Source organism: Enterovirga sp. (assembly GCF_028290205.1).
Classification (GTDB): Bacteria; Pseudomonadota; Alphaproteobacteria; order Rhizobiales; family Beijerinckiaceae; genus Enterovirga.
Map to the genome: position 1 here is coordinate 17,359 of NZ_JAQGKF010000047.1, position 26,413 is coordinate 43,771.

A 26,413-nucleotide genomic window follows, 5' to 3' on the forward strand; every position below is an offset into this window, starting at 1 on the left:
GGTGGAGCGCCACCGCCCCTGGCTCCGCAGCGCCGAATTCCTGGGCGGGTTTCTGTTCTGGAGCGCCCAGTTCACGGCCGTCTACATGGCGACCTCGGTCGCCTGCGGCCGCGGGCTCGGCGAGGCCACGCTGCTCGGGGTGAACGTCGTCACGCTCATCGTGCTTGCGACCAGCGCCTCCGCGCTGGCGGGCGCTGCGGCGTTGCTGCTGTTGGCGCTGCGGCGCCGGCGGGCGGGCGGGCTCGACCGCAGCCAAGCCTTTCTGAACGATGCCACGGCCCTGATCTCGGGTCTGGCGCTCGTGGCCATCGCCTACACGGCGGCGCCGGCGCTGCTGGTCCCGGCCTGCCCCTGACCGGAGGGCTCGTGCGGGCGGCGCCGGAGGGCGGCCGCGAACCAGATTCCCCAGAGCAGAGCCAGAAGCGACGGCACGCCGAGGTCCCAAAGCGTCAGGCCGAGCGCGGGCGCGGCCGGGCGCAGCAGCCAGACCATGAAGGCGCCGTGGGCGGCGAGGGCGAGACCCGCCCCGACCATGATGATGCGCGGCCCCGTGCCCACTGGAACCAGGATCAGCAGCGCCACGCCGAGCGCCGCGACGGCCCCGACCAGCAGGACGAGCCACGGCCAGGCCGCGCTGCGCCGCAGATACCAGGCCGCCTCGTCCGGCAGGTTCGCCAGCCAGACGATCAGGAACTGCGCGAACCACGTCCACAGCGCGAGCAGGATCAGCACGATCAGCGCCCGCTCGAGGCTGACCATGCGGAATGCCTCCGGCGCCTGCCCGCGGCCAAGCGAGACCAGGATCGCGCCCGCCAGCGCGGCCAGGAGCTGGGTCATGGCGAAGGCGAACGGATAGAGCCCCGACCGGAAGAGCGGCTCCCGCGACAACACCCAGTCGAGCGTCGCGAAATCCACCGTCACGGCCAAGATGGCGATCCCGACCGCGCTGGCCCTGCGGGGGCGCCGGCTGCCCGTGATCCAGTAGGCGAGCGCCGACCACACGGCCAGAAACACGCCGGCCCGAAGCAGAAACGGCCCCGGCTGCAAGAGGCCCCGCTCCGCCGAGGTGAGACCGCCGGGCGGCGCCGGCCCCGCCCAGGCGAACAGCTCCGGCAGCCGGAACGCCAACGGCAGGGCGAAGACAACGAGCAGCGGCACCGTCCGGGACGCCGCCTCGGCCGCCGACCGCACCGGATCGAGCCAGTCCTCGCCCATGATGTGGCCGAACATCAGAAGCGCCAGGCTGCCGACCGACAGCCCGAACGCCGTGACGAAGGCCAGATACCAGCTCTCCAGGGCCGGCCCGGCCGGCAGCAGCGTGCCGAGCGCCGCGGCGGCGCAGCCCGCCAGGACAAGGGCCCCAACGCGAGGCCACGAGACGGGACCGGCGGCCGGGCGATCCTCTTCCGTCACGGCGGGGGGCCGAGCGTCTGCAGGTGGTGGGCGATGGCCCAGGCATCCTCCGGCCGGACCCGGTCGGCCATCGGGTACATCAGGCCGAACCCGTCCCTGATCACCTGGACGGTGCGGGCCGGCTCCCCGCCGGGCTTCAGGGGCAGCGGGGCCGGGAAGCCGCGCCGGACGATCGGGCCGTCGCCGCCGCCCCGCTCGCCGTGGCAGGGCAGGCAGAACACGCCGTAGAGCTCGCGCCCCCGCTCCCGCAGCACCGGGGTCACCTCCGGCCCGGGCGGCCGCCAGGCCGCGCCGCGGGCGGCCGCGCCTTCGGGTCGCACGCCTTCGGGCAGGGTCACGGGAGAGCGCTGGACGGCGCGGGTCGCCGGGATGTCGGGCCGGTCGCTGGTTCCGGCATCGCAGCCGGACAGAAACAGCAGCGCCAGCACGGCGGGGCCGAGAGCCGCCCTCATGCGCCCCTCACCTCCTCGATCCGGTCCGGGCCGAGGGCGGCCAGCGCCTCCCGGGCGCCCCCGGCGGCGAACAGCGGGTCGTCCGCCCGGATCACGACAAAGAATCGGTCCTGCGACACGCGCGCAAAACCCGGCACGGAGAAGACCGGGTGGTCGAGCCGCGGCAGGCGCAGGATGGCCAGCATGGCGAGCAGCGTCGCGGCCCCGGCCCACAGGATGGCGACGATCACCGACGCCGGCACAAAGGCCGGCCAGGCGTGGAGCGGCCGGCCGCCCACATTGAGCGGCAGGTCGACCGCGTTCATCCAATACTGGCCGCCATACTGGACCGCCGCCCCGGCGAGGCCGGCCCCGGCCGCGATCCAGGGCAGGATCCGGGCCTGCCAGCCGAGCGCGTGGGCGAGGTCGCGCATCGGAAACGGCGTGTACACGTCGAGGCGGCGGTAGCCCGCCGCCTTCAGCGCCTCCACGGCGCCGGTCAGGGCGTCCGGATGGCGGAACTCGGCCGCGACGCCGTGGAGGGGCGCCTCCCTCATGTCCGCTCCTGGTGCTCGTCGTGGCGCACCTCGTAGAGGGCGACCACGGGCACGAAGCGGGCGAACAGCAGCATCAGGGCGGCGAACAGCCCGAGCGTGCCGAGCAGCAGCCCGGCCTCCGTCAGCGTCGGCGCATAGGTGCCGCCCAGGGACGGCAGGTGGCCGCGCTGCAGGCCGCCGATCAGCAGCGAGAAGCGGTCGCACCAGACCGCCGCATTCACGGACAGGCCGACCAGGACCGGCCCCCAGAAGCCGAGCCGCGCCGCGCGCCACCACAGGATCTGGGGCACGAGGACGGCGAGCAAGAAGGCCAGAATGGCAAAGGGCGCATAGGTGCCGGTGAAGCGCTCGAGCCCGGCCCGCTGCCGCACCGGGTCGGAGAGCCACGTGGAGAGGGCCTCGTCCAGGAACAGGTAGCCGGCGGCAAGCGACGCCGCGAGCACGAGCCGGCCGAGCAGGTTCATGTCGGCGTCGTCGATGATCCGTTCCAGGCGCAGCGTCCGGCGCAGCAGCGCGGCCACGAACAACACGGTTGCGAGCCCCTGAGCGAGGCCGGAGGTCACGAAGTGGAGCGGCAGCCGCGTGTCGTGCCAGCCCGGCACCAGCGTGGACGCGAATTCAAACGCGACGGTCGACTGCATCACGAGGATCAGCGGCAGCACGAGCACGGCCACGATCCGATACGCGACCTGATGGTAGGCCCAGTGCCGGAGCGAGAAGCGCCAGCCGAGCGCCAGCAGGCCGTAGACCTGCGCCCGCCATCGGGTCGGGGCGCGGTCGCGCAAGGTCGCGAGGTCGGGGATGAGGCCCACATACCAGAGCAGCGACGTGACAAGGGCGTGGGTGGAGATGGCCCAGAAATCCCAGGTCAGGGTCGAGCGGAATTGCGGCCAGAGCTCGGTCGTCGCCGGATAGGGGAACACCCAGTAGAACAGCCACGGCCGCCCGAGATGGATAATCGGAAACAGCCCGGCGCAGACCACCGCCATCAGGGCCGTGGCCTCGGCGAAGCGGTTCACGGCCGTGCGGAGATCGTGCCGGCGCAGGACCAGGATGGCGGCAAACAGCGAGGCCCCGTTCGCGACGCCGATCCACCAGGCGTAGTTGATGAGGTCGAAGCCCCAGACGAACGGGATGTTGACCCCCCACACGCCGACGCCCCGGATCCAGGCGGCACCGAGCGTCCAGACCAGGAGCCCGATCAGCGCGCCCGACACCGCCAGGGCCGCGAGCCAGGCCGCGCCGTAGCCGCGCGCCAGCGCCCGGTCCGCGACCTGCCGGGCTCCGGGCTGGACCGCGCTGTCCGCCGTCATGATCCGGAACCCGGCTCGACCCGGGCCAGATAGGTCGTGCGCGGCCGCGTGTTGAGCTCGCCGAGGAGCGGGTAGTGCCGGCCCTCCTGGCGCGAGGCCGCGACGCGGCTTTGCGGATCGGAGAGGTCGCCGAAGGTGATGGCCCGGGTCGGGCAGGCGATCTCGCAGGCGGTGCTGATCTCCCCGTCGGGAATCGGTCGGCCCTCGAGCCGGGCCGCGATGCGACCCTCGGAGATGCGCTGGACGCAGAAGGTGCACTTCTCCATCACGCCCCGGCCCCGGATCGTGACCTGGGGGTTGAGGGCGTCCGCAGGGGTGGCGTAGGGCCCCTCCCGGGGGTCGGTGAAGTTGAAGCGCCGCACCCGGTACGGGCAGTTGTTGGAACAGGTCCGCGTGCCGATGCAGCGGCTGTAGACCATGTCGTTCAGGCCCTCGCTCGAATGCACGGTGGCGTTGACCGGGCACACGACCTCGCAGGGCGCCGCCTCGCAATGCATGCAGGGAACGGGCTGGAAACCGCTGCGGGCGTCCGGGCTCTCGACCTCGTAGCGGTCCACCCGCAGCCAATGCATCAGGCGGCCGCGCTCCGCCTCCTCTGGGCCGACGACGGGCACGTTGTTCTCGCTCTGGCAGGCCACCATGCAGGCGTTGCAGCCGATGCAGCTGTCCAGGTCGATGGTCATGCCCCAGGCCGGCGCGCCGGAGGGCCAGGCCGGGTACAGCGAGGGCTGGGGCGCGGGCTCCGGGATCTCGGTCTCGCGGGTGGGCACGAGCCGAAGGATCGGCTGGCCCTCCTGGCTGAACCGGTCCTGCGCGGAGATCACGGTGGCCCGGCCCGGGGCGCGCGTGACGGCGGCTCCTGTGATCCACGGATCCTGTGACGTCCGCAGCCGGTAGGCGTCGATTCCGATGCCGCTGCCGACCCGGCCGGCGACCGTGCGGCCGTAGCCGAGCGAGACGGTGAGGCAGCCTTCGGCATGACCCGCCAGGGGCCAGGCCGGGATCTCGATCCGCCGGCCCGCGCTTTCGACCAGCAGGCGGTCGCCGCGCGCGACGCCGAGCCGGCGCGCCGTAGCGGGGCCGAGCAGGGCGGCGTTGCCCCAGACCTGCTTGGTGACCGGCTTCGGCAGCTCCTGCAGCCAGCCGTTATCCGCGTAGCGGCCATCGAGCACCGAGGGGTCGGGCGCGAGCAGCAGCTCGAAACCGCCGGCCGGACGGGCCGCCGTCGGGCCGGCGAGCGGGTCGAAGCTGTCGCGCCAGGTCAGTTGGAGCGGCTCAGCCGCCGAGCCTTCGATCACGCCGGCCTCGAGGGCGGCCTCGATGCGCGTGTCGAACCCCTCGGCCCAGAGCGGCCGCCACGTCTCGGCCAGGGCCGAACGCCCCTCTCCGGCCTCGCCGGCGAGGCGGGCCAAAACCTCCTCGGCCGACCAGCAGGGCTTCAGCCGGTGCTGGGCGGGCTGCCGGAAGGAGGCGGTGCCGTCATAGGCGCGGCTGTCGCCAAAGCTCTCCAGCGGGTGGGCGGCTGGGAGGCGGGCGCGGCAGAGCCCCGCCGTTTCGTTCGGCGTGAGGCCAAGATGGAGGCTCTCCGGCACCCGCGCGAGAAGCCCGGCAAAGCCGAGATCGGCCGGCGCGTCATAGGCCGGATTGCCGCCAAGGATCAGGAGGCGGCGCACGCGCCCGGCCGCGATCTCCTCGCCGAGGGCCAGGATCGAGGCGCTGCCGCCCCCCGGCCGCAGCGGCGCGATCGGCCGCACGGCCACGCTGCCGAGCCGGCGGTGGATGGCATGGGCGAGGGCGTGCGTTTCGGCCGGCTGCTCCGCGCCGACCGCGACGACCGCGCCCGTCCCGGCCCGGCGCAGATCGTCGGCGAAGCGGGCGGCGGCCGGGTGCGGATCGGCCCGCCTCTCGCCCGCGAGGTCCGCCAGGACGGCGCGCAGAAACGGCCCGATGGCCCGGGGCGGCAGCGCCAGGCGCTCGTCGGCCCGCAGGCCGGCGAGGCTCGGCCCCGTTTCCACGGCGAGAAGCCGCGGCAGTGGCCGGCTCCCGTCGCGGCGCCGCGCCGCCCAATCCGCCGCATGGCGCAGCCGGCCGGGCCCTCTCGCGAACAGGTCGCCCCCGACGGAGAGGACGAGATCCGCCTCCCGGAGATCGAACACGAGATCGGCCGCCCGGCCAAAGGCGAGCTCGGCCCCCTTCGCCGCGTCGTCGCCGGCAAGCGGCGACCAGTGGTGGACCCGGATCTCGGGGAGGGCGGCGGCGAGGGCCGCGAGAAGGCGAGCGAGCGTCGGGGAGGCCGATGGCGGCAGGAGGACAGCCGCGCCGCCGCCGCGCGTGCCGCGAAGCGCATCGCGCCAGGCGTCGAGCTGCCGTTCGCCGGCCGTGCGGCTGCCCGTCGAACCCGGGCGGCCCGGTGCGGGCCAGCGCTCCGGATCGTGCAGGGCCAGGATTTCGGCCTGGGCGAAGACGTCGGCCGCCCCGAGGCTCGCCGGATGGCGCCGGTTGCCGTCGATCCGGATCGCGCGGCCGTCGCGGTGCGTGGCGACCACACCGAGGCCGTAGCCGTCGAGATCGAGCGTGGTGGCGATCCGGACCGCCTCGCCGCCCGCCCGACCCGGCGGAAGCTCGGGATGGCTCAGCAGCGGAGCCTCGCGAACCACCCGGTCGTCGTCGCAGCCGGAGAGGCCGCCGATGGCGAGCGTCGCGGCCGCCAGCTGCAGCAGCGTGCGCCGGTCGAGTGGGCCCGCCGCCACGACGTCCGGAAAGCAATCCCGGATCCGGCGCCGCAGGGCCGGATCGTCGGCGAGGCGCTCGAGGCGCTCGAGGCGGGACGGGTCGTCTTCGGGCGCCATGGTCACCGGTGACAGGTGTTGCAATCGGCCAGAGGCGACAGCGGCTGCGTGGGAGCAGGCAGACGGCCCGGCACCGCCGCGCTCGCCGTGTCGGCACGGGCCATGCCCGCCGGGTGGGCGTCCCGGTGGCAGCCGAGGCACCACCCCATGGACAGCGTTTCGGCCTTGGCCGTTTCAGCCATGGTCTCGACCGGGCCGTGGCAGGTGGCGCAGCCGATCCCCTTCGCGACGTGGGCGCCGTGGTGGAAATACACGTGCGAGGGCAGCCGGTGCGTGGAGCTCCACACCACCGGCAGGCCCAGGGCCGCGGCGGTGCGCAGCGGCTCGAGGACGCTGGCCCCGGTCCAGATCTGGGAGTGGCAGGTCAGGCAGGTCCCGGTCGACGGCATGCCGGCATCGGCCGCCCGCTCCACGGTGGCGTGGCAGAAGCGGCATTCGACCCCGAGGGCGCCCGCATGGAGGCTGTGCTGGAAGGGGATCGGCTGGGGGGCCGGGGCGCCGACCCGCCAGGCGGCGTCGGAGCGCGACCACACGAAGACGAGCGCCGCGACGGCCGCCGCGCCCATCACCAGGAGCGCGAGGGAGACCCTGAAACGCGTGGTAGCCCGGCGGGTGAAAAGGGGCGCCATGCGGTCCGGCGAGGAGGGTGGAGAGCCGGGCGAGCCTAGCAAGTCTCCTCCCGGGCGGGCAAACGTTGGCAGGTCGGCCCTGCCGGGAACTCGGCCGAGCGGGGAAGACCTGTCCGGACCGCCTCAGAAGGCGGCCTGGCTGAGCAGCACGGTGCCCGCCGCGGCCGCCATGCTGGCCGCCGTAAAGCCCACCCGGAACTGCCCTTTTTTCCGGACCGCGGCTGGTGGCTCGGTGCCGTGAGCCGGGGAGGACAGATCGACGAGACGAAGGATCTTCTCCATCGTCTCCGCGTCACGCCAGAAGCGGTCCTCCGACGAAGACCCCAGCACCGCATCCGATCCAGACATGGCTGCCTCCGGCTGCCGCTGAGACGGTTAACGGAGGCATAACGTCGCGGTTCCGGCGCCGCCGACTTGGTTGTTTACTAACTCTTGCCGGCGGCGACCTTGGCTTATTCGGACTTGATCCCGGCCTTGGTGATGATCTCGCGCCATTTGACGACTTCAGCCGAGACGAACCGCTTGAACTCCGCGGCGCTCGAGCTCTCGGGCTCGGTGCCGATCTCGATCGGGCGGGCCTGCACCTTGGGATCGGCGACCGCGGCGGCAACCTCGCGCTCGAGCCGGCTGATGATCGCGGCGGGCGTTCCCTTGGGCGCCGCGAGCCCGAACCAGGCGTAGCTCTCGTAATCGGGCACCCCGGCCTCCAACATGGTGGGCACGTCGGGGAGCGAGCGGCTGCGGGTCTTGGTGGTGACGGCGAGGGCCTTCACCTGCCCGGCGCCGATCTGGGCAACCACGTTGGGAATGAGCTGGAAGCTGGCCGGCACGTCGCCGGATACGAGATCGACCGCGATCTGGCTGCCCGACCGGTACGGCACGTGGACCATCTTGGTCCCCGCGGCGATGTCGAAATAGGCCCCGGCGAGATGCTGCGACGAGCCGCGCCCGACCGATGCGTAGCCGATCTGGTTCGGCCGCGCCTTCACGAAAGCGATGAACTCCTGGACGTTTGCGACCGGGATCTTGGCCGGATTGACCACCAGCACGTTCACCAGCCGGGCCACCGGCGAGATGAACTCGAAGTCCTTTTCCGGATCGTAGGGAAGCTGATCCAGCGTCCGGTTGATCACGAAGGGACCGGGGGCGACGAAGACCAGCGTGTAGCCGTCCGGGTCGGACTTCGCCACCGCATCCGTTCCGACGTTGCCGCCGGCTCCGGCCTTGTTCTCCACCAGCACGCGCTGGCCGAGCTGCTGGCCGAGCTTGTCGGCCACGATGCGGGCGATGGTGTCGCTGGCGCTGCCCGGGCCGAAGGGCATGACGAGCTTGATCGGACGGCTTGGATAGCTGTCCTGCGCCGTGGCCGGCGCGGCCCAGGCGGCGGCCAGGGCCAGGGCGAGGAGCGCCGCTCGTCTCGATGATCTCATCATGACCGTTCTCCCTCCAGAGGCTGCTCGCCCGGGCGAGCCGAAAGCCGGGTGCGCCAGTTCGCGAGCGCCGCGTCGTCATCGAGCACCGCGCCGAGATCGAGCTCCCGCTCGCCCGGCACGCGGATGCGCGTGAACTTGAATTCCGGCGCATCGAGCGGAACGGTGGCGTCCAGCCCCATCTTGGCGCCGAGGCCGTCGCGCGTGGACGGATCGAGCTTCGACCCCTGCGCGTGCGGGATCACGACGAGGTCGCGGTCAGCCTGGAACCGCGTCGCGACAGCCCATTCGACCTCGCCCGGGTCGTGGATGTCGACATCCTCGTCGACCACCACCACGTGCTTGATGTCGTAATGCCCGGCAAAGGCGCCCAGGATGACGTTCTTGGCCTCGCCCTCCGAGCGCTTCCGGAGCTTCACATAGAGGTGATAGCGGCACACCCCGCCGCGCGAGAGATGCACGTCGACGACGCCCGGAAAGCTGCGCTGCAGATGGGCCAGCAGGGTCGCCTCGCGCGGGATGCCGCCGAGCAGCAGATGTTCGAGCCCGCCGCCCACGATCGTGTGGAAGACCGGGTTGTTGCGGTGGGTGACCGCGTCGATCTCGACCACGTGGCGATGGGCGCGCTCGCCGTAATATTGCGGGAACTCGCCGAACGGCCCCTCGGGCTCGCGGGCCTTGGCCAGGATGCGACCTTCCAGCACGAACTCGGCCTGGGCCGGCACCCGGATCTCGTTTGTCTTGCACTTCACCACGTCCAGCGGCGCGCCGTGCAAAGCGCCCGCCACTTCGAGTTCGTCGGCATCGAGAGACAGAATGGCCTGCGACGCGAGCAGGGTCAGCGGGTCCACGCCGATCACGATGGCCATGGGCAGGTCCTGCCCGGATTCCTCGGCCATCTGGAAGAAGCTCATCGTGTGTCGGGGCAGCAAGAGCACGCCGAAGCGGTTGGGCTCGATCAGCTGCAGGCGGTGGATCGAGACGTTCTGGACGCCGGTCTTGGGGTTGCGGGCGATCAGCAGCCCGGCCGTCACATAGGGCCCGTGGTCGTGCTCGTTGTGGGTCGGCATCGGCAGGAGCCGCTTCAGGTCGACGTCGCGGTGCACCACGTCCTGCGCCGGCCCGCGCGCCACCTCGCGCCAGGGAACCGGGTTTTGCGCCGCGTGCTGGAAGCGGGCGATCACGCGGTCGGGCGTGACGCCCATCGCCTCGGCCATCCAGCCGCGGTCGGAAATCAGGCCCGACACCACCGGCACGGGATGCTGGTCCGGGCTCGGAAACAGCGTCGCCCGCGTGCCGTCGAGCCGCTTCGCGAGAGCCGCGACCTCGAAGCGCAAAGCCGCGCCCGGACGGGCCACGGCGAGCCGGCCCTTGTCGGCCAGGTGGTCGAGCCAGGCTCGAAGGGTCGTGATCGGCTGGGTCATGATGCTGGGTCCGTGAGGGTGGCGCTCAGACGTGGAAGCGCCAGGTCGGGCGGCGCGCCGCTGCGGGCGAGAACGAGCCGGAGATTGGCCAGGGCCGCCTCCGCCCTGCCCTCCCCCGGGCGGGCAACGAGGCGCAGCGCCTCGGCGTGGAGCAGCGCGATCTCGATCCGCTCGGCCTCGATCTCGGTCTTCTGCAGGCGCTGCCGGAAGCTGGCCACCGGCTCGTGCCGCATCAGGGCCGAGGCTTTCAGGCCGCGCCGGACGCCCCGCAGCGGCGTGACCGCGAGGTCCCGCCATGCGGCCGCGACGGCCTCCAGGCTGTCGAACTCCGCCCCGGACAGCGCGACCCCGCCCTCCCGGCCGAGCCACAGGCAGACCAGCAGCAGGCTGACATCGACGCCAAATCGATCCTGCAGACCGAGGCACTCCTCCGCGACACCCGGGCGACCGTAGGCTAGGAGGGCGAAGCGCCAGGCCGAGCTGTCCAGATCGAGGTCGTCCATGTTCCCTGCCCCTTTTCGGGTCTCGCCCCGATGACCGGCGAGCCGCGCCGCCTGGTGGTCGGCATCTCCGGGGCGTCCGGAATCGTCTACGGCATCCGGGCGCTTGAGATGCTGCGCGAGATCGGGATCGAGACCCATCTCGTCATGTCCCGCTCCGCCGAGATCACGCTGGCGCATGAGAGCACGCTCAAGGTCGCCGATGTGCGGGCGCTCGCCGCGCGCTGGTACCCGGCCCAGGACATCGGCGCGGCCATCTCGTCGGGCTCCTTCCGGACGCTCGGGATGGTGGTGGCGCCGTGCTCGGTGCGGTCGATGTCCGAGATCGCCTCGGGCGTGACCTCGACGTTGCTGACCCGGGCAGCCGATGTCGTCCTGAAGGAGCGACGCCCGCTCGTCCTGATGCTGCGCGAGACGCCGCTGCATCTCGGGCATCTCAGAACCATGACGGCGCTGGCCGAGATGGGCGCCGTGATCGCCCCGCCGGTGCCGGCCTTCTATGCGCGCCCAACCACGCTCGAGGCGATGATCGACCATTCCGTCGGCCGGGTGCTGGACCTGTTCGGCCTCGACAGCGGCACCGTACGGCGTTGGAAGGACGACGCCTGACATCGCCCTACACTGCAATGGCGCCGAGGAGCTCGGCCCGCCCGGCCTCGTCCCGCGTGTCGCCCGACAGGATCACCCGGCCGCGCTCGATCGCGTAGTAGCGGTCGGCGACCGCGAGGGCCCCGTGCACGTTCTGCTCGACCAGCAGCACGATGGTGCCGGCGGCCTTGGCCTCCCGGATGATGGCGAAGATCTGCTCCACGATCATCGGGGCGAGCCCCTCGGTCGGCTCGTCGACCAGGAGCAGCGTGGGCGCCCCGACCATGGCGCGCGCCATGGCCAGCATCTGCTGCTCGCCGCCCGACAGCGTGGTGCCGAGCTGCCGGCGCCGCTCGGCCAGGCGCGGAAAGCGGGCGAACACGCCGTCCACGGCCACCCGCTCCTCCGCCCGGCTGCGGCCGCGGCGCTGCAGGAGGCCGAGCTGGATGTTCTCCTCGACCGTGAGGCCGGGGAAGATGCGCCGGTCCTCCGGCACGAAGCCGACGCCGCGATGCGCGACCCGATCCGGCGACAGCCCGGCCAGCGAAACGCCGTCCAGCGTGATGTCGCCGGAGGTCGGCCGCACCCAGCCGGCCACGGTCTTCAGGATGGTGGTCTTGCCGACGCCGTTGCGTCCGAAAATGCCGACCACCTCGCCGGGCCGCGCCTCGATGTCGACGCCCTGGATGATATGGGACAGCCCGTAATGGGTGTGCAGGCCGGAAATCGTGAACATCAGGCGTGCCCGAAATAAGCGGCCTGCACGGCCGGGTCGGCCCGCACCGCGGCCGGCGCACCTTCCGCGAGCTTGCGGCCCTGGTGCATGACAACGACGTGGTCCGAGATTGTCATGACGAGCCCGATGTCGTGCTCGATCAGGAGGACGGAGAGGTCGGCCGCGAGTGAGCGGATCAGTTCGGCCGTCTCCTCCGTGTCGCCGTGGCTCATGCCCTGCGTCGGCTCGTCGAGCAGCAGCAGCTTCGGCTCGGCCGCGATCGCCATGGCGACCTCCAGCCGGCGCTGCTCGCCGTGCGACAGGGCGCCGGCCAGTTCGTCCGCCCGGCCCGTCAGGGCGAAACGGGAGAGGAGCGCGTCCGCCCGGGCCAGCGCTATGGGGCTGCGGGAGACGGGCAGCAGCCAGCGGCTGCGCGGCTCCAGCACCTCGGAGGCGAGCCGGAGGTTCTCGAACACGGTGAGGTCCGGAAACAGGCTCGTGATCTGGAAGGAACGCCCGAGCCCGAGCGTCCGCATGCGGTGCGGCGGGGCTCCGGTGCAGTCGCGCCCGTCGAAGGTGACCTTTCCGGCCCGCGGCGACAGCGCGCCGGAGATCAGATTGAACACGGTCGATTTGCCGGCGCCGTTCGGGCCGATGATCGTCGTGACGGCGTTGCGCTCGGCCCGGAAGCTGAGATCGTCCACCGCCCGCAGGCCGCCAAAGGCGATCCCGAGGCCGGAGACTTCGAGAATCGGCGGGGTCATCGCGTCCTCCTCCGGACGAGCCAGCTCTCGAGCCGGGCGCGGATCACGCCGATCAGACCGCGGGGAAAGAAGATCACGACCGCCATGAAGATCAGGCCGATGACAATGAGGTGGTGCGACGTCCAGGAGCCAATGACGGAGCGCAGCGCGGTCAGGATGACGCTGCCGTAGAGCGCGCCCACCAGCGTGCCGGCTCCGCCCGTGACCACGGTGATCACGGCGTTGCCGGAGGTCGTGAAGGACATCAGTTCGGGCGACACGAAGCCCCGCAGCATCGGGTAGAGGGCGCCCGACAGCGCCGCCACAATGCCGGCGGCCACATAGGCGCACAGCCGCGCCCGCTGTGGCTGGTAGCCCAGGAAGGGCACGCGGCGCTCGTTGGACCGGATGGCGATCAGGATGCGGCCGAACGGCGTATCCAGGAGATAGCTCAGCGCCAGGTAGAGCAGGACCATGAAGCCGAGCACGAACAGGAAGAAGCCGATCGGGGAATCCGAGGACACGGTGGTGAAGCCGAGCGCGATCTTGACGATCGGCACCCCGATCAGTCCGTCGGACGCGCCGAGTTCGCGCGTGTTGTAGACCGCCTTGGCGGCCACCTGGGCCATGCCGAAGGTGATCAGGGCGAAGTAGACGCCGCGCACGCGGCTGACGATGAGGCCGCCGAGGAAGCTCACCACCGTCGCTCCGAGGAGCACCGCCGCCATCACGCCCGCAAAGGACCAGCCAGACCGCAGCAGCACGGCGGACATGTAGGCGCCGAGCCCGAAATATAGCGCCTGGCCGAGCGACAGCAGGCCCGTATAGCCGAGCAGGATGTCGACCGAGAGGGCGAGCCCGGCGAAGATGAGGGCCTCGGTCGCGAGCCGGAGGTAGAACACGTCGCCCGTGCGCCAGGCGACGAGCGCGAAGACGAGGCACCCGGCCAGCAGAAGCAGGGCCAGCAGGTGCGAGGCCCGCATGGCGAGCCCGATCCGGTCGATCGGGCGGGCGCCGCGCGCCGGGTCGGCCACCGGGCCGGTTGCTGCCTCAACCACGGCCGAGCCTCCCGAACAGGCCCTGCGGCCGGACCACCAACATCACAACGAGGATCCCGAACACGATCGGGTCGGACCAGACCGGCGAGATGAAGAGGCTCGAGATCGCCTGGATCTGGGTCAGGACGAGGCCCGCCACGACGGCGCCGGCGATCGAGCCCATGCCGCCGACGATGACGACAGTGAAGGCGAGCAGGATGAAGTCGCGGCCCATGGTCGGGAACACGGAATAGACGGGCGCCAGGAGGACGCCCGCCAGTCCGGCCAGCGCGATGCCGAAGGCAAAGGCACCGGCGAAGACGAATCCGACCGGCACACCGAGGGAGGCCGCCATGTGGCGGTCAAAGGCCGCCGCCCTGACCATGGCACCGAGCCGGGTGCGGTAGATCACGAGCGCGACCGCGGCCACGACGGACAGGCCGAACCCGATCAGGAACATGCGGTAATTCGGCAGCATCACGCCGAACACCTCGACCGCGCCCCGGATGGGCGTCGGCGGGCGCTGCGTGTTGGGGCCGAAGATGACGGCCAGCGTCTCCTCGATCACGAGGCCGAGCCCGAAGGTCAGCAGCAGGGTCGTCGTGTGCCGATCCGGCGAGTTGAACACACGCTGGATCAGCCCCTTTTCGACCAGGAAGCCGATCGGCAGCATGAGCAGCGGCACCAGCACCAGCAGGAGCCAGAAGTTGAGCCCCGCCGCCCCGAGCGCCAGGGCCAGGTAGGCGCCCACGGCGTAGAACTCGCCGTGCGACATGTTGATGACGTCGAGCAGGCCGAAGATGATCGTCAGGCCGAGCGCGACCAGGATCACGGCCACTCCCAGGGAGAGGCCGGTGACCATCTGTGGCGCGAGAACGAATTGCAGGTAGTCGATCATGCTCAGGGTCTTGCCCGCAGGACGGTGCATCGTTCGGGGGCGACGCTAGGCGTCGCTCCCCGCGTGAAGCGAAGGCTCGGATCCACGATGTCCGTCAGCCGAGGCGGCTTGGAGGGCCCGCCTCGGCGACAGATGCGCTCGCCCGTGCGCGCCGGTCAGAACTTGGTGCAGAGGTCCGGGCCGACGGCCTCGGTCGCGGGCACCTGGCCGACGATGTTGAACTTCTGCTTCTCGACCCGGACCACGTACATGGTCTGCAGCGCCTGGTGATCGCCGGCCCGCATGGTCTTGCGGCCCTGGGGCGTGTCCCATTCGAGGCCGCGCATCGCTTCGCGGACCTTGTCCGTCTCGGTCGATCCCGCCTTTTCGACCGCCGCCTTGTAGAAGAAGACAAGGCCGTAGCTGTCCGCGCCGTAGAGGTCGGGGTCAGCCTTGTAGGCAGCCTGGAACTTCGACACGAAGGCCTTGTTCTCGGGGGTGTCGATCTGCGGCGAGTAACCGACGCCGGTGGCGAAATTGTCCGCCGCCGAGCCGATCGCGCCGATGTTCTGCGAGGTCAGGGTGCCGGACGCGCCCACCACCTGCAGGTTCGACAGCAGCCCGAATTCCTGCATCTGCGTCAGCAGCCGCACGGTGTCGTTGCCCGCGACCGAGGTGTAGAGCACCTGCGGCCGGGCGGCCCGGATCTGGCCGAAATACTGGCTGTAATCCTTGCTGTCGAGCGGCGCGAAGACCTCGCCCAGCACCGATCCGCCGCGGGCCTTGATCCCGGCCTGGAAGGCCGCCACCGTCGAGCGGCCCATCTCGTAATCGGGGCCAAGGAAATACACCTTCGGGTTCGGCTTCTCCTTGGTCAGCCAGGCCGCGAGCGCGGAGGATTGCTGCTCGGCGCGCGCGTTCACCCGGAACACGTTGGGGGAGCAGCGGTCGCCGGTGATGGAATCGGCGAAGGACACGGTCGTGGCGACCAGCTTGCCGGCCCGCTCGGCGATCTGGCCGACGGCGAGGGTCGAGCCCGAATTCACGGTGCCGGTCATGAAGTCGACCTTGTCGACCTGAAACAGCTTGTCGGCCTTCTGCACCGCGACGGCCGGGTTCGCCTCCTCGTCCTCGAAGATCAGCTGCACCTGGCGTCCGGCGATGCCGCCGGCGGCGTTCACGTCCTTGGCGGCGAGTTCGAGCCCCCAGCGGACCTGCTGGCCGATGGGCGCGTAGGTGCCCGAGAGCGGCGTGTTGACGCCGATCTTGATCGGCCCCTGCTGGGCCAGCGCCAGCGGGGCGAGCGCGACCGAGGCCAGCAGGGCGAGCGTCGTCGTGGTGATCCGTGTCATGGTTCCCTCCTGTGTTGTTTGTTGTTCAGCGGCCGACGAACTTCGGCTTCCGCTTGGCGTGAAAGGCCTCGACGCCTTCCCGGAAATCGTCCGACTGCCTGAGCCGGCTATAGGCGTGGCCCTCGAGTTCGATCGAGGTGGTGAGGGAGGCGTCCTCGGTGTCGTTGAGGAGCTTCTTGGCCGTGCGCTGGGCATAGGCCGAGAAGGTGCGCAGCTCGTCCACCAGGCGGTCGGTGGCCAGTTCCAGCTCGCCGTCTGGCACGCATTCCGTGGCAATGCCCCAATCCAGCGCCTGAAGCCCGGGGATGCGCTTCGAGCGCATCACGATGTCCTTGGTGCGGGTGATGCCGACGATCTTCTGCAGGCGGGCGGAGCCGCCCGAGCCCGGGATCTGGCCGAGCCGCTGCTCGGGCAGCGCGTATTGGCAGGTCTCCGACACGATGCGGAAGTCGCAGGCGAGCGAGATCTCGAAGCCGACGCCGAAGGTGTAGCCGCGGTTCGCCGCGATGACCGGCTTCGTGCAGCGGGCGGGCGCCGCCATGTTCCAGGCGAGCTTGGAGACGTGTTCGGGCGAGGCCTCGAGAAAGCCCTTGATGTAGCCGCCGGACGAGAAGTGCTCGCCTTCGGCCCGCAGCACGATCACGCGGACGCGGTCGTCCTCGTCCAGCGCCTCGAACGCTTTCCGGATCTCGTCGCGCTGCGGCATCTCGATGACGTTCATCGGCGGCCGGCACAGCACCACGTCGGCCCGTTCGCGGGCGGGGTCGATGTCGACCCGGAAGCCGTTCAGGTTGGTGAGACGGGGATCGGTCGTGTCGCTCATGGGCTCGCCTGCTTGTCGGATCGGGAGGGGGTTTCGGGTGCGTATTCGCCGGCCACGAGCTTGCGGCGGAGCAGCTTGCCGACCGGGGATTTCGGGATGTCCTGGACGAAGACGATGCGGCGCGGCCGCTTGTAATTGGCCAGCCCGGACTCGCGGCAGAACGCGTCGAGCTCGGCCTCGCCGACATCGCCGCGCCGCTTCACGAAGGCGGCGACGACTTTGCCCCAGCGCTCGTCCGGAAGCCCGACCACGGCCACCTCAGCCACCGCGGGATGCAGCGACAGGCAGCTCTCGATTTCCACCGGCGAGACATTCTCGCCGCCCGTGATGATCATGTCGTCGACCCGACCGGTGACGAACAGATCGCCCTCCGGATCGATGTAGCCCGTGTCACCCGTGAAGTACCAGCCGTCGCGGAGGGCTTTTGCATCCGCGTCGGGGCGCCGCCAATAGCCCTCGAACGCCTCGTCGCCGGCCAGCAAGGCCACGATCTCGCCCTCCTCGCCCGGCGCCGCCCGGTCGTGGGCGCTGGTCGTGCCGAGCTTCGCCACGCCGATGCGCTGGTTGATGCCGGAGCGGCCGGCCGAGCCCGGCTTGCGGGTCGCGTCCTGGTCGATCGTGAAGGTGTAGATCTCCGACGAGCCGTAATGGTTCACGAAGAGTTCGGGCCGGAAGGCCGCATCGAGCTGGCGGAGAAGCCCGGTGGTCATGGAGGCGCCTGCGAAGCCGAGCTTGCGGACCGAGGAGATGTCGGCCGCCGCGAAGCGCTCGTGGTGCACCAGGTCGTGATACAGCGTGGGCACGAGGTAGAGGTTGGTGATCCGCTCGCTCTCGATCAGCTCCAGCGCCCGCGCCACGTCGAAGCGCGGCAGGCACACGAAAGCCCCTGCGATCAGCGACATGCTGAGAAGCGAGCGCACCCCCATCGTGTGGTAGAGCGGCATCACGCCGAGCGTGCGCTCGCCGCGCCGGTAGAGGTTCTGCGCCACATGCGCGACAGCCGCCGCCCGCTCCGCCCGGTGCCGGCGCGGCACGCCCTTCGGCTGCGACGTGGTGCCGGACGTGTACAGCATCAGCGACCAGGCTTCCGCCCCGACCCGCGGCACGGCCGGCTCGGCGTCCAGCGCCAGCAGGTCGGCGAAGGCGTATTCCCCGGGCAGCGCATCCTCGAGCGCCACGCGCCGCACGGCTCCGGCCCGGGTCGATTCCCGCACCGACGCGGCCGACACCTCCTCGAAGACCACGGCGGTCGCGTCGCAATCATCGAGGCAGAAATCGACCTCGTCCGGCTTGGCGCGCCAGTTCAGCGGGGTCATCACCACGCCGGCGAACTGGCAGGCCCAGTGCAGCGTGGCGGCTTCCCAGCGGTTCTGCAGCACGGTGACCAGGTGATCACCCGGCCGCAGGCCGAGCGCGTCGAGCCCCGCCACGGCCGCGGAGATCCGCTCGTACCACTGCCGATAGGTCAGCCGGACCGGCCCATCGACCAGGGCCAGGCCGTCCGGAGCCCGATCCAGGCTCGCCAGAAAACTCGTCCCGAGATCAAGCATCGGCTGCGGTCTCCCCCTCGCCGCGCAGGCGCCGCGCCGCGTCCAGCGCCGCTTTCATGATCGGCGCGTAACCGGTGCAGCGGCAGAGGTGCCCGGACAATTGGTGGCGAATGTCGTCCTCGGACGCATCCGGCCGGCGCGACAGAAGCTCGTCGAGCGACATCAGGATGCCGGGCGTGCAGAAGCCGCATTGCAGGCCGTGATGGGCCCGGAAGCTTTCCTGGAGGACGGAGAGGCGGTCGGGCGCCGGCGCGAGCCCCTCGACGGTGCGGATCTCCGCTCCCTCCACCTGAACCGCGAGGGTCAGGCAGGCGCGGGCCGGAGCGCCGTCGATCTGCACCGTGCAGGCGCCGCACACGCCGTGCTCGCAGCCGACATGCGTCCCGGTGCGGCCGAGCACGTGCCGCAGGAAGTCGGTCAGCAGCATGCGGGGCTCGGCCTCGCCCTCGACCGGGCGGCCGTTCAGCGTGAAGCGGACCTCGTGTCGCCTGTCGGCGCCTAGCCGCGGCATCGGGCAGCCTCCTCGATCACCTGGCGGCCGAGACGGCGCACAAGATCGCGCCGGTAGCGGGCCGTTGCGTGGATGTCGTCGCGCGCCTCCAGGCTCCAGGCGAAGCCGTCCAGGGCCTCGTCGAGATCGGGCCCGGGCAGCGGCAGGGCGCGGGCCACCGGCCGGTCGGCCACGCCGCCGATCGCCAGGCGGGCCGAGGTGGCGTCCACCAGCGCGGCGCAGGCCACGATGGCGAAATCGCCGTGCCGCCGGCCGATCTCCCGAAAGGCGTAGCCGGTGCCGGGCTTGCGCAGCGGGAAGGTCACGCTCTCGATCATCTCGTCATCGCGCCGCTCGGTCGCCATGGAGCCGGCGAAAAAGGTCTCGGCCGCCACCACACGTCGCTTGCGGCGCGAGCGCAGCCGGATCTCGCCGCCGAGTGCCACGAGCGCCAGCGGCAGCTCCGCCGAGGGATCGGCATGGGCGATGGAGCCGCAGACCGTGCCGCGGTTGCGGGTCTGGGCGTGCCCGACCCAGCGCAGAGCCGCCGCCAGCAGGGGCTGCGTCTGGTCGAGATCCGCGCGCCGTTCCAGTTCCACCTGGCGCACGGCCGCGCCGACCTCGAGCGCGCCGCCCCGCGCCTCGACGGTGCGAAGCGCGCCGATCCGCATCACGTCCACCAGGATCGTCGGGCGCACCAGCCGCATGTTGAGCATCGGCAGCAGCGATTGCCCACCGGCCAGCACCCGGGCGTCCGGCCCGGCCGCGGCGAGCGCGTCCAGCGCCTCGTCCAGCGTGTCGGCCCGCAGGTAATCGAAGGGAGGCGGCTTCACGGCGCGCCTCCGAACAGGCGGCGGACCCGCGCGAACACGCCCGGCCGGCTCTCGCCGGCCTGTCCTCCCGCATGGCGGGCGAGCGAGGCGAAGAACTGGCCGATCACGAAGCGAGCGGCGCCGTCGAGCAGGCGACCGCCGACGGACGCGACCTTGCCGCCGATCGCCGCTTCGTAGCGGTAGCCGAGAATGGTGCGGCCCTCGGTTTCGGTGAGCGTGATGAAGCCCCGCCCGGAGCCGAAGCCGAGCGCGCCGGAGGTTTCGCCGGACAGCGTGACGGAGCGCGGCGGGACGAGGTCGGCGAGGTGGATCTCGGCCCGGTAGCGCCCCTTCACGGGGCCGACGCCGAGCGTCACATCCGCCTTGAAATGGGTGTCGGACACCTTCTCCACGCCGTGCGCGCCGGGGATCACGGTCTGCAGCGTCTGCGGGTCGAGCAGCATGTCCCACACCGTCTGGGCGGGGGCCGCGACCTCGGCCGTGCCCTCGCCAAAGAGCTGGCGGGCGCCGGACAGGGCGGGCGCGGTGGCGGCGGGCCGGCCCTTCGGCGCCGTCTCGGCCGGATGGAGGTGGCTCGCCAGCACCGCCGGCACGAGCGGCAGGGTCACGTCGGCGAGGCCCATCGCGTCCGCGACCGCATTGGCGATGCAGACGGGGGTGGACATGCAATTCCCCTCGCCCACGCCCTTGGCGCCGAGCGGCGTCACGGGCGAGCGCGTTTCGCGATGCAGCAGGATCGGCTCCGGCACCTCCATGACGGTGGGAACCAGGTAATCGGCGAAGGTGCCGGACTGGAACGAGCCGTCCGCCCCGTAGCTGTATTCCTCGTAGAGCGCCGCCCCGAGCGCGTGGGCGAAGCCGCCGGTGACCTGCCCGGCCACCATGCCGGGATGCAGGATGCGGCCGCAATCGTGCATGGTCACGTAGCGGTCGATGCGGACCTCGCCGGTGACGCGGTCCACCTCGACGCCGCAGTAATCGAAGATGAAGCCGTGGCAGAGCGAGGAATTGACCTCGTCCGCCTCCGTCGGGGCGGCCAGCTCCGGCGGTGTCCAGAAGACCGTTTCCCGGATGGCGTGCTCGAGCCCCTCCGGCAGGGTGCCGGGCGCCCAATGGGTGGCGGCTGCCACCCGCGTGAACGGGACGGCGTTTTCCGGATTGGAGGCGGAGCCGATGCGCCCGCCCCTGAACACGATGTCCTCGGGCCGCACGTTCAACTGCCCGGCCGCGACCCGGGCGATGCGGTCGCGCAGCCGCGTCGCGGCGAGATGCGCCGCTCCGGCGACGGCCGGCGCGAAGCGGCTCGCGTAATTGCCGGATGCGATCGACCAGGCGTCCTTGACCGTGTCCATGTCGGTCGCGACCCGGATGTCGGACGGCCGCAGCCCCAGCACGTCGGCCACCACCTGGCCCAGCACTGTGCGGTGCCCCTGCCCCTGCGGCACGGATGCGACGTGCACCGTCACGGAGCCGACCGGATCCACTGCCACCGTCGCGGTCGCCTGGGCGCCGTTCTTGGGCCCGGCCTTCTTGCGTTCTGCCGGCTGCAGGACGGCCGTGATGTAGCCCATGTTCGAGACCGAGGGCTCGACCACGGCCGTGTAGCCGATCCCGTAGAGCCGTCCTTCGGCCCGCGCCGCGTCGCGCCGGCGCAGGAGTTCGGCATGGCCGCCCTCCAGCAGCGCCGCCTCCATGGAGCCGAGGTAATCGCCGGAATCCAGGATGGCGCCGGTCGCGGTTTTGTAGGGGAAGGCCGCGGTCGGAACGAGATTGGCCCGGATCACGTCCAGCGGATCGAGGCCGAGTTCCAGGGCGATGCGCTGCACCAGCCGTTCCAGCGCGAAATAGACCTGCGGTCCGCCGAAGCCGCGGTTCAGCCCCGTCGGTGTCTTGTTGGTCAGCACGACCCGGTTGCGGATCAGCACGTTCCGGACCGCATAGGCGCCGGTCATGTTGCCGTGCATGCGGTACAGCGTGGCGGGCTCGGGCGCCCGCAGATGGGCGCCGCAATCCTCCACCTGGTCCCAGTCCAGCGCGGTGATGCGGCCGTCCCGCTCGACGGCGGCGGCGAGCCGGGTCGCCCGGTTGGTGGCCGACACGGCCCCGGCCAGGTTCTCGAGCCGATCCTCGATCCACTTCACCGGCGCGCCCGCGACGCGCGCGGCGACCGCCATCAGCACGATGTAGGGGAACACGCCCTGCTTCACGCCGAAGGAGCCGCCGGAATCCGGCGGCGTCCGCAGCCTGAGGCGGTTGCCCGGCACCTTCAGGGCGCGCGAGATCACCGCGTGGATGCTGAACGGGCCCTGGAAATTGGCCAGGACGTCGTAGCTGTCCTCGCCCGGATCGTACTCCGCCACCACGCCGTAGCATTCGATCGGCGTGCAGCTGTTGCGGGGATACCGGACGGCGATCTCGACCCGGTGCGGGGCGGCCGCGAAGGCCGCCTCGGGTTCGCCGTAGCGGAACGAGCGGTCGCTCGCGAGGTTGCGGCCGAGCGAGGGATGGATGACGGGCGCATCAGCTTCGAGCGCCGCGAGCGGGTCGATCACGGCCGGCAGCGCGCCGTATTCAACCTCGATGAGGTCCATCGCGTCTTCGGCGAGATAGCGGTTTGTCGCGACCACAATCGCGACCGGCTCGCCGACATAGCGCACCCGGTCGGTGGCGATCGGCCAGCATTCGAGCGGCGCCTTGACGCCGACCACCATGGACGAGGTGAGCGCCTGGACGTCGCGGCCGGTCAGCACGGCGACGACGCCGCGCGCGGCCCGGGCCTTTTCGACGTCGATGGCCCGGATCTCGGCGTGGCCGTGCGGAGAGCGCAGGATCGCGGCTTCGAGCGTTCCCGGCCGGGTGGCGAGATCGTCGATGAAACGGCCCCGGCCCGTGAGAAGCGCGGCGTCCTCGACGCGCGGCACCGACTGGCCGACCCATGTTTGACCCGCAAGCTCCATGAGCCTCGGCATCCTCCGGCGGCGCGTCTCTGGGCGCCTGCCTGGAGCCATGTCAGGTCAGGGCCGCGCCCTCGATACCGAGCCGTCTCACGGCTTACCGCCGCGTCTCATTTTCGACCGCCTATGCGGCGGCGCGGGTCAGCCCGGCCACGTTGCGGAACTCGCTCGGGGTCGCGCCCGCGTGGTCGCGGAAGAAGCGGGTGAAATGCGCCGGCGCCGCGAAGCCGAGCCGGTCCGACACGGTCGCGAAGGTGTCCTGGCCGGCGACCGCGGCGCTGACCGCCATCTCGAGCCGCAGCATGTTCAAATAGAGCCGGGGGGGCACCCGGGCGGAGCGCTCGAAAGCCCGGAAGAACTGGGCCCGCGACAGCCCTGCCACGCGGGCGAGCGAGGTCATGTCGGTGACCGCGCCGGGGCAGGCCCGCATGGTCTCGATGGCGCGGCGCACCCGGTGGTCGCCGATGCCGTGTTCCGCCAAGCCCCGCAGGGAGACCGAGACCGAGCGCCACGGCGTGAAGCGCTCGATCACGGCGATCATGAGTTCGGCCAGAAGCGCCTCGTGCGCCGCCCGCCCGTCCGGGACGCGCACCATCGAGAAGGCCAGGTCGTGCGTCAGTTGGCGGATGCGGGGCGACACGTCTCCGACCGCCTGTTCGAAGAAGCCCGGCGCGCCGCTGGCGGCCCAGTTCGGCCGGAAACCCCGCAGCCAGCTCGGCTCGATGTAGAGCGCCAGGATCACCGTCCGGGGCCGGAGCGGGTCATGCACGTAGGCGTGCGGCTCCCAGGCATTGATCAGCACCGCGGAGCGGTCGGTCAAAGGGGCCAGGTCGTTGCGGACGGAAAAGTGGGTGTCGGCCCCTTCGACCTTCAGGAGGACGTGGCAATGCGGATGCGCATGCCGCACCAGGTGGCGGTCCATATCCAGGAGAGCGACCCGGCCAAACTCGCCATGGGCCACGCGCAGCGCATTCGACATGGCCGTCCGCTCGGCGCCTCCCTGAGCCGCACCCGGGCGGCCGCTCGTTTCCAAGAGGCGTCATCATCGGCCAAGACGGGCCGGACCGCAAACGGGCCAAGACCTCCGCAGAGACTCGGCGGCGGCGATCAGCGCTCCCGGCCGCTCCGGCCCCGGGCTGTCACGTCTTGCCGGAGCCCGGTGCTGCGATGGTCCGGTGGGCCTTGGCCAGGAGTTCGTTCGGAACCACGTTCGCGACGGCGGCCTGGATCTTGTTCTTGAGCCCGGTCGTGATGTCCGACGAGCCCTTCATCATGGCCTGGAAGCCCTTCTCGGCGACCATCGCGGGATCGTCCTTCTTGGCTTGGCCGATCTTGGTGTCGAGCATGCCGGCGCGGGCGAAGAAGGGCGTGTCGGTCGCGCCCGGCTGCAGCACCGTCACGGTGACCTTGGTGCCGGCCAGTTCCTCGCGCAGCGCGAAGGACAGGTTGTTCAGGTAGGCCTTGGACGCGTTGTACACGGCCTGGAACGTGCCCGGCATGAAGCCCGCGATGGAGCCGGTGATCAGGATCCGGCCCTCGCCGCGGCGGCGCATGTCGCGCCCGATCCTGTGCAGCAGGTAGGTGGTGCCGGTGACGTTGGTGTCGATGGTCTGCCGGATGCCGTCCCACGGCTGGTCCAGGAAGGCATGGCCGAGCCCCGATCCGGCATTGGCCAGCAGCGCGTCGACCGGCCGGCCGAGGCGCTCGGCTGCCGCATAGAGCTGGTCGTTGCCCTCCGTGGTGGCGAGTTCGGCCTGCACCGCCTCGACAAGCGTCGCGCCGGCTTTCCTGAACGTCTCCGCGGCATTGCGGATCTCGGGCTCGTTTGCGGCCACGACCAGGTCGAACCCGTTGCGGGCGCAGACGAGTGCGAGTTCGTAGCCGATGCCGGAGGAGGCGCCGGTCACGACGGCGAGAGGACGGGCATTGGCCATGGGCGCTGGCTCCGGGCAGAGAGGGCGCAACCGGCTCGGCTCCGCGCCGTTCCGGCCCCGCCCGGCAGGTCCGAAGCTGGACCCAGTCGCAGCCTAGCCGGAGCTCGGAGCCGAGTGCGGGTCCCGCTCCCGCCGCAGCGCCGCGATCTCCTGCCGCAGCGCCGCGAGTTCCTCTGCGATCAGCCGATCCGCGTCCGGGTCGCGCAAAAGCTTCGGCACATCGTCGCCGGTCTCGTCGTCCAGCGCGCTGACCACAACGCCGATGAACAGGTTCAGGGCCATGAAGCTCGACAGGAGCATGAAGGCGATAAAGAACAGCCAGGCGAGCGGATGCGTCTCCATCAGCGGCTTCACGATGCCGCCCGACCAATCGTCGAAGGTCATGACCTGGAACAGGCTGTAGGCCGCCGCGCCGAGCCCCCCGAACAGCTCGGGCTTGGTCGGCCCGTAGAGCTTCGCGCCCATCACGGAGAAGACGTAGAAAACAAGCAGCAGGAGGATCAGGATCGACCCCATGCCGGGCAGCGCGGTGATGAGCCCGTTCACGACCCGCTTCAGGGACGGAATCACCGTCACGAGCCGCAGCACGCGCAAGACCCTGAGCGCCCGCAGCACGGACAAGGAGCCGGTGGCCGGCACCAGCGCGAAGCCGATCACCACGAAGTCGAACAGGTTCCAGGGGTCGCGAAAGAAGCGCAGCCGCTGCACGCTGATCCGGGCGGCGAGTTCGAGCACGAACACGGACAGGATCGCGGCGTCCAGCGTTTCCAGCAGCGGCCCCCAGCCGGCGGCCAGCACCGCGGGCTCGGCCTCCAGGCCCAGCGTGACCGCGTTGAACAGGATGAGGCCCAGGATCACGCGTTCCGTGCGCGTGTCCTGGAGGATGCGGGCCAGCATGGCAGGTGCTCGTCGGAGGTGGGGCGCGCCTCTATAGCAGCGTGAGGTCGGCCGTCGACAGGCGAGAGACAAGGGTCCGGTAGCGGTGAGCGAGAAGCCCTTTCGACCGAATGTCGGGATCGCCCTGTTCAACCGGGCGGGCCGCGTTCTCGTGGCCCGGCGCCTGGCGGATGACGGCCCCGAGATCATCCGGCCCGGCTCCGAGTGGCAGATGCCGCAGGGCGGCATCGACCCCGAGGAGGATCCCGAGCCCGCCGCCCGGCGCGAGCTCTGGGAGGAGACCTCGGTCACCAGCGCCACGGTGCTCGGAATCATGCCGCGCTGGCTCACCTACGACTGGCCGCCGTATGACGGCCCGCCGCACCGGCTCTCCCGCTTCCGGGGCCAGCGCCAGCTCTGGTTCGCCATGCGGTTCGAGGGCGAGGAGCGGGAGATCGACCTGTCCCGGTCCGTGAACGGCGAGCCGGCCGAGTTCTCGGAATGGCGCTGGGAGCGCCTCGCCGCCCTGCCCGACCTGGTGGTCCCGTTCAAACGGGACATCTACCGGGCGGTAGCGGAGGAATTCCGCCGCTTCGCGACCTGACCGGGCCGCCTCACTCCGGGCCGGCGCCCGCAAGCAGCGTCCGGGCCGCCTCCGGGGCCTCCTCGGGCGGGACGGCGTGCCAGCCGGGCATCTGGTGGCGGAACCAGGTGACTTGGCGCTTGGCATAGGCGCGGGTATCGGCCTGGCCGCGCCGCACCGCCTCGTCCAGCGACATCTCGCCCCGCAGATGGCCGAGCAGCGCCGGCACCCCGTGCGCCCGCATCACCGGCAGGGCCGGATCGAGCCCCCGGGCGCCGAGCCGGCGCACCTCGTCCAGCGCCCCAGCCTCGACCATGGCCACGAAACGCCGGTCGATCCGCTCCCGCAGCGTTTCTCGCGCAGGTGAGAGGAACAGCCCGCGCCAGCGGCGGCGGGCCAGCCATCCGGGTCGGCGCGCGCCCTGCAGGGAGGCGAGCGGTTGGCCGGTCGCTTCCAGCACCTCGAGCGCCCGCAGCACGCGCTGCCGGTCGCTCGGCCGCAGCCGGGCGGCC

The 26,413-nt window shown here is 71.3% G+C and carries 27 protein-coding genes; 3 read left to right on the forward strand and 24 right to left on the reverse strand.

Annotated features, from left to right (window positions below):
* The first annotated feature begins 1 nt into the window (after position 1).
* Positions 2 to 355, forward strand: coding sequence for a hypothetical protein (locus JWR86_RS03245; protein WP_299560649.1), 354 nt, complete (start codon positions 2 to 4; stop codon positions 353 to 355).
* Here the strand turns inward: JWR86_RS03245 and JWR86_RS03250 are convergent.
* From JWR86_RS03250 to JWR86_RS03295, 10 genes are all read right to left on the reverse strand, one after another.
* Entirely contained in the window at positions 313 to 1,413 is a 1,101-nt protein-coding gene (locus JWR86_RS03250) for a hypothetical protein (RefSeq protein WP_299560652.1), read from the reverse strand. The two genes, JWR86_RS03245 and JWR86_RS03250, sit on opposite strands and share 43 nt — an antisense overlap.
* Positions 1,410 to 1,865 (reverse strand): cytochrome c, encoded by a 456-nt coding sequence (locus JWR86_RS03255; RefSeq protein ID WP_299560655.1) that lies wholly within the window; start codon positions 1,863 to 1,865, stop codon positions 1,410 to 1,412. The genes JWR86_RS03250 and JWR86_RS03255 overlap by 4 nt, the downstream gene beginning before the upstream one ends.
* Positions 1,862 to 2,401 carry a DUF3341 domain-containing protein gene (locus tag JWR86_RS03260; RefSeq protein WP_299560658.1) on the reverse strand — a complete coding sequence of 180 codons (540 nt, stop codon included), beginning with the start codon at positions 2,399 to 2,401 and terminating at the stop codon, positions 1,862 to 1,864. The genes JWR86_RS03255 and JWR86_RS03260 overlap by 4 nt, the downstream gene beginning before the upstream one ends.
* Positions 2,398 to 3,714, reverse strand: coding sequence for an NrfD/PsrC family molybdoenzyme membrane anchor subunit (gene nrfD / locus JWR86_RS03265; RefSeq protein ID WP_299560661.1), 1,317 nt, complete (start codon positions 3,712 to 3,714; stop codon positions 2,398 to 2,400). The genes JWR86_RS03260 and nrfD overlap by 4 nt, the downstream gene beginning before the upstream one ends.
* Positions 3,711 to 6,563, reverse strand: coding sequence for a 4Fe-4S dicluster domain-containing protein (locus JWR86_RS03270; protein WP_299560664.1), 2,853 nt, complete (start codon positions 6,561 to 6,563; stop codon positions 3,711 to 3,713). The genes nrfD and JWR86_RS03270 overlap by 4 nt, the downstream gene beginning before the upstream one ends.
* Before the next feature lie 2 nt (positions 6,564 to 6,565).
* Positions 6,566 to 7,192 carry a cytochrome c3 family protein gene (locus JWR86_RS03275; protein ID WP_299560667.1) on the reverse strand — a complete coding sequence of 209 codons (627 nt, stop codon included), beginning with the start codon at positions 7,190 to 7,192 and terminating at the stop codon, positions 6,566 to 6,568.
* Positions 7,193 to 7,315: 123 nt separating this feature from the next.
* Positions 7,316 to 7,540, reverse strand: a complete 225-nt coding sequence (locus tag JWR86_RS03280) for a hypothetical protein (RefSeq protein WP_299560670.1) — start codon at positions 7,538 to 7,540, stop codon at positions 7,316 to 7,318.
* 104 nt (positions 7,541 to 7,644) lie between these two features.
* Positions 7,645 to 8,625, reverse strand: a complete 981-nt coding sequence (locus JWR86_RS03285; protein WP_299560672.1) for a tripartite tricarboxylate transporter substrate binding protein — start codon at positions 8,623 to 8,625, stop codon at positions 7,645 to 7,647.
* Positions 8,622 to 10,046, reverse strand: coding sequence for a UbiD family decarboxylase (locus JWR86_RS03290; protein WP_299560675.1), 1,425 nt, complete (start codon positions 10,044 to 10,046; stop codon positions 8,622 to 8,624). The genes JWR86_RS03285 and JWR86_RS03290 overlap by 4 nt, the downstream gene beginning before the upstream one ends.
* Positions 10,043 to 10,549 (reverse strand): TIGR02444 family protein, encoded by a 507-nt coding sequence (locus JWR86_RS03295; protein ID WP_299560678.1) that lies wholly within the window; start codon positions 10,547 to 10,549, stop codon positions 10,043 to 10,045. Before JWR86_RS03295 ends, JWR86_RS03290 begins: the two co-directional genes overlap by 4 nt.
* Before the next feature lie 30 nt (positions 10,550 to 10,579).
* On the opposite strand from JWR86_RS03295, the gene JWR86_RS03300 reads away from it, so the two are divergent.
* A complete protein-coding gene (locus tag JWR86_RS03300; RefSeq protein WP_299560681.1) occupies positions 10,580 to 11,155 on the forward strand; it encodes a UbiX family flavin prenyltransferase in 576 nt (191 codons plus the stop codon).
* Between the two features lie 7 nt (positions 11,156 to 11,162).
* Here the strand turns inward: JWR86_RS03300 and JWR86_RS03305 are convergent, their stop codons facing one another.
* From JWR86_RS03305 to JWR86_RS03365, 13 genes are all read right to left on the reverse strand, one after another.
* Complete coding sequence (locus JWR86_RS03305) at positions 11,163 to 11,870, reverse strand: ABC transporter ATP-binding protein (RefSeq protein WP_299560684.1); 708 nt, start codon at positions 11,868 to 11,870, stop codon at positions 11,163 to 11,165.
* On the reverse strand, positions 11,870 to 12,613 hold the full coding sequence (locus JWR86_RS03310) for an ABC transporter ATP-binding protein (protein ID WP_299560687.1): 744 nt from the start codon (positions 12,611 to 12,613) through the stop codon (positions 11,870 to 11,872). The genes JWR86_RS03305 and JWR86_RS03310 overlap by 1 nt, the downstream gene beginning before the upstream one ends.
* Positions 12,610 to 13,650, reverse strand: coding sequence for a branched-chain amino acid ABC transporter permease (locus JWR86_RS03315; RefSeq protein WP_299560690.1), 1,041 nt, complete (start codon positions 13,648 to 13,650; stop codon positions 12,610 to 12,612). The genes JWR86_RS03310 and JWR86_RS03315 overlap by 4 nt, the downstream gene beginning before the upstream one ends.
* On the reverse strand, positions 13,643 to 14,527 hold the full coding sequence (locus JWR86_RS03320; RefSeq protein ID WP_299560693.1) for a branched-chain amino acid ABC transporter permease: 885 nt from the start codon (positions 14,525 to 14,527) through the stop codon (positions 13,643 to 13,645). The genes JWR86_RS03315 and JWR86_RS03320 overlap by 8 nt, the downstream gene beginning before the upstream one ends.
* 155 nt (positions 14,528 to 14,682) lie before the next feature.
* Complete coding sequence (locus JWR86_RS03325; RefSeq protein ID WP_299560696.1) at positions 14,683 to 15,858, reverse strand: ABC transporter substrate-binding protein; 1,176 nt, start codon at positions 15,856 to 15,858, stop codon at positions 14,683 to 14,685.
* Positions 15,859 to 15,883: 25 nt separating this feature from the next.
* Positions 15,884 to 16,681, reverse strand: a complete 798-nt coding sequence (locus JWR86_RS03330; protein WP_299560699.1) for an enoyl-CoA hydratase-related protein — start codon at positions 16,679 to 16,681, stop codon at positions 15,884 to 15,886.
* A complete protein-coding gene (locus JWR86_RS03335) occupies positions 16,678 to 18,231 on the reverse strand; it encodes an AMP-binding protein (protein ID WP_299560702.1) in 1,554 nt (517 codons plus the stop codon). Before JWR86_RS03335 ends, JWR86_RS03330 begins: the two co-directional genes overlap by 4 nt.
* Complete coding sequence (locus JWR86_RS03340) at positions 18,224 to 18,742, reverse strand: (2Fe-2S)-binding protein (RefSeq protein ID WP_299560705.1); 519 nt, start codon at positions 18,740 to 18,742, stop codon at positions 18,224 to 18,226. The genes JWR86_RS03335 and JWR86_RS03340 overlap by 8 nt, the downstream gene beginning before the upstream one ends.
* Positions 18,730 to 19,554, reverse strand: a complete 825-nt coding sequence (locus JWR86_RS03345; RefSeq protein ID WP_299560708.1) for an FAD binding domain-containing protein — start codon at positions 19,552 to 19,554, stop codon at positions 18,730 to 18,732. Before JWR86_RS03345 ends, JWR86_RS03340 begins: the two co-directional genes overlap by 13 nt.
* Complete coding sequence (locus JWR86_RS03350) at positions 19,551 to 22,511, reverse strand: molybdopterin cofactor-binding domain-containing protein (RefSeq protein WP_299560711.1); 2,961 nt, start codon at positions 22,509 to 22,511, stop codon at positions 19,551 to 19,553. The genes JWR86_RS03345 and JWR86_RS03350 overlap by 4 nt, the downstream gene beginning before the upstream one ends.
* 121 nt (positions 22,512 to 22,632) lie before the next feature.
* On the reverse strand, positions 22,633 to 23,487 hold the full coding sequence (locus JWR86_RS03355; protein ID WP_299560713.1) for an AraC family transcriptional regulator: 855 nt from the start codon (positions 23,485 to 23,487) through the stop codon (positions 22,633 to 22,635).
* A gap of 160 nt (positions 23,488 to 23,647) precedes the next feature.
* The gene (locus JWR86_RS03360) at positions 23,648 to 24,442 is read right to left on the reverse strand and encodes an SDR family NAD(P)-dependent oxidoreductase (protein ID WP_299560715.1); all 795 of its coding nucleotides are present in this window, start codon (positions 24,440 to 24,442) and stop codon (positions 23,648 to 23,650) included.
* Between the two features lie 93 nt (positions 24,443 to 24,535).
* Entirely contained in the window at positions 24,536 to 25,339 is an 804-nt protein-coding gene (locus tag JWR86_RS03365; RefSeq protein ID WP_299560718.1) for an ion transporter, read from the reverse strand.
* Positions 25,340 to 25,424: 85 nt separating this feature from the next.
* Here JWR86_RS03365 and JWR86_RS03370 point away from each other — a divergent pair, with 85 nt between their 5' ends.
* Positions 25,425 to 25,922 (forward strand): RNA pyrophosphohydrolase, encoded by a 498-nt coding sequence (locus tag JWR86_RS03370; RefSeq protein WP_299560720.1) that lies wholly within the window; start codon positions 25,425 to 25,427, stop codon positions 25,920 to 25,922.
* A 10-nt stretch (positions 25,923 to 25,932) separates the two neighbouring features.
* On the opposite strand, the gene JWR86_RS03375 is transcribed toward JWR86_RS03370, so the two are convergent.
* Positions 25,933 to 26,413: tRNA dimethylallyltransferase (locus JWR86_RS03375; RefSeq protein WP_299560722.1), on the reverse strand; the 481-nt coding region annotated here is incomplete at its 5' end.

What these genes read in the sequence shown, in the direction of transcription:
- JWR86_RS03350 (WP_299560711.1), bottom strand. Translation starts at nt 22,511, where the DNA reads ATGGAGCTTGCGGGTCAAACATGGGTCGGCCAGTCGGTGCCGCGCGTC.
- JWR86_RS03255 (WP_299560655.1), bottom strand. Translation starts at nt 1,865, where the DNA reads ATGAGGGCGGCTCTCGGCCCCGCCGTGCTGGCGCTGCTGTTTCTGTCC.
- JWR86_RS03290 (WP_299560675.1), bottom strand. Translation starts at nt 10,046, where the DNA reads ATGACCCAGCCGATCACGACCCTTCGAGCCTGGCTCGACCACCTGGCC.
- JWR86_RS03325 (WP_299560696.1), bottom strand. Translation starts at nt 15,858, where the DNA reads ATGACACGGATCACCACGACGACGCTCGCCCTGCTGGCCTCGGTCGCG.
- JWR86_RS03365 (WP_299560718.1), bottom strand. Translation starts at nt 25,339, where the DNA reads ATGCTGGCCCGCATCCTCCAGGACACGCGCACGGAACGCGTGATCCTG.
- JWR86_RS03330 (WP_299560699.1), bottom strand. Translation starts at nt 16,681, where the DNA reads ATGAGCGACACGACCGATCCCCGTCTCACCAACCTGAACGGCTTCCGG.
- JWR86_RS03260 (WP_299560658.1), bottom strand. Translation starts at nt 2,401, where the DNA reads ATGAGGGAGGCGCCCCTCCACGGCGTCGCGGCCGAGTTCCGCCATCCG.
- JWR86_RS03320 (WP_299560693.1), bottom strand. Translation starts at nt 14,527, where the DNA reads ATGATCGACTACCTGCAATTCGTTCTCGCGCCACAGATGGTCACCGGC.
- JWR86_RS03275 (WP_299560667.1), bottom strand. Translation starts at nt 7,192, where the DNA reads ATGGCGCCCCTTTTCACCCGCCGGGCTACCACGCGTTTCAGGGTCTCC.
- JWR86_RS03360 (WP_299560715.1), bottom strand. Translation starts at nt 24,442, where the DNA reads ATGGCCAATGCCCGTCCTCTCGCCGTCGTGACCGGCGCCTCCTCCGGC.
- JWR86_RS03305 (WP_299560684.1), bottom strand. Translation starts at nt 11,870, where the DNA reads ATGTTCACGATTTCCGGCCTGCACACCCATTACGGGCTGTCCCATATC.
- nrfD (WP_299560661.1), bottom strand. Translation starts at nt 3,714, where the DNA reads ATGACGGCGGACAGCGCGGTCCAGCCCGGAGCCCGGCAGGTCGCGGAC.
- JWR86_RS03280 (WP_299560670.1), bottom strand. Translation starts at nt 7,540, where the DNA reads ATGTCTGGATCGGATGCGGTGCTGGGGTCTTCGTCGGAGGACCGCTTC.
- JWR86_RS03270 (WP_299560664.1), bottom strand. Translation starts at nt 6,563, where the DNA reads ATGGCGCCCGAAGACGACCCGTCCCGCCTCGAGCGCCTCGAGCGCCTC.
- JWR86_RS03310 (WP_299560687.1), bottom strand. Translation starts at nt 12,613, where the DNA reads ATGACCCCGCCGATTCTCGAAGTCTCCGGCCTCGGGATCGCCTTTGGC.
- JWR86_RS03295 (WP_299560678.1), bottom strand. Translation starts at nt 10,549, where the DNA reads ATGGACGACCTCGATCTGGACAGCTCGGCCTGGCGCTTCGCCCTCCTA.
- JWR86_RS03285 (WP_299560672.1), bottom strand. Translation starts at nt 8,625, where the DNA reads ATGATGAGATCATCGAGACGAGCGGCGCTCCTCGCCCTGGCCCTGGCC.
- JWR86_RS03355 (WP_299560713.1), bottom strand. Translation starts at nt 23,487, where the DNA reads ATGTCGAATGCGCTGCGCGTGGCCCATGGCGAGTTTGGCCGGGTCGCT.
- JWR86_RS03300 (WP_299560681.1), top strand. Translation starts at nt 10,580, where the DNA reads ATGACCGGCGAGCCGCGCCGCCTGGTGGTCGGCATCTCCGGGGCGTCC.
- JWR86_RS03335 (WP_299560702.1), bottom strand. Translation starts at nt 18,231, where the DNA reads ATGCTTGATCTCGGGACGAGTTTTCTGGCGAGCCTGGATCGGGCTCCG.
- JWR86_RS03340 (WP_299560705.1), bottom strand. Translation starts at nt 18,742, where the DNA reads ATGCCGCGGCTAGGCGCCGACAGGCGACACGAGGTCCGCTTCACGCTG.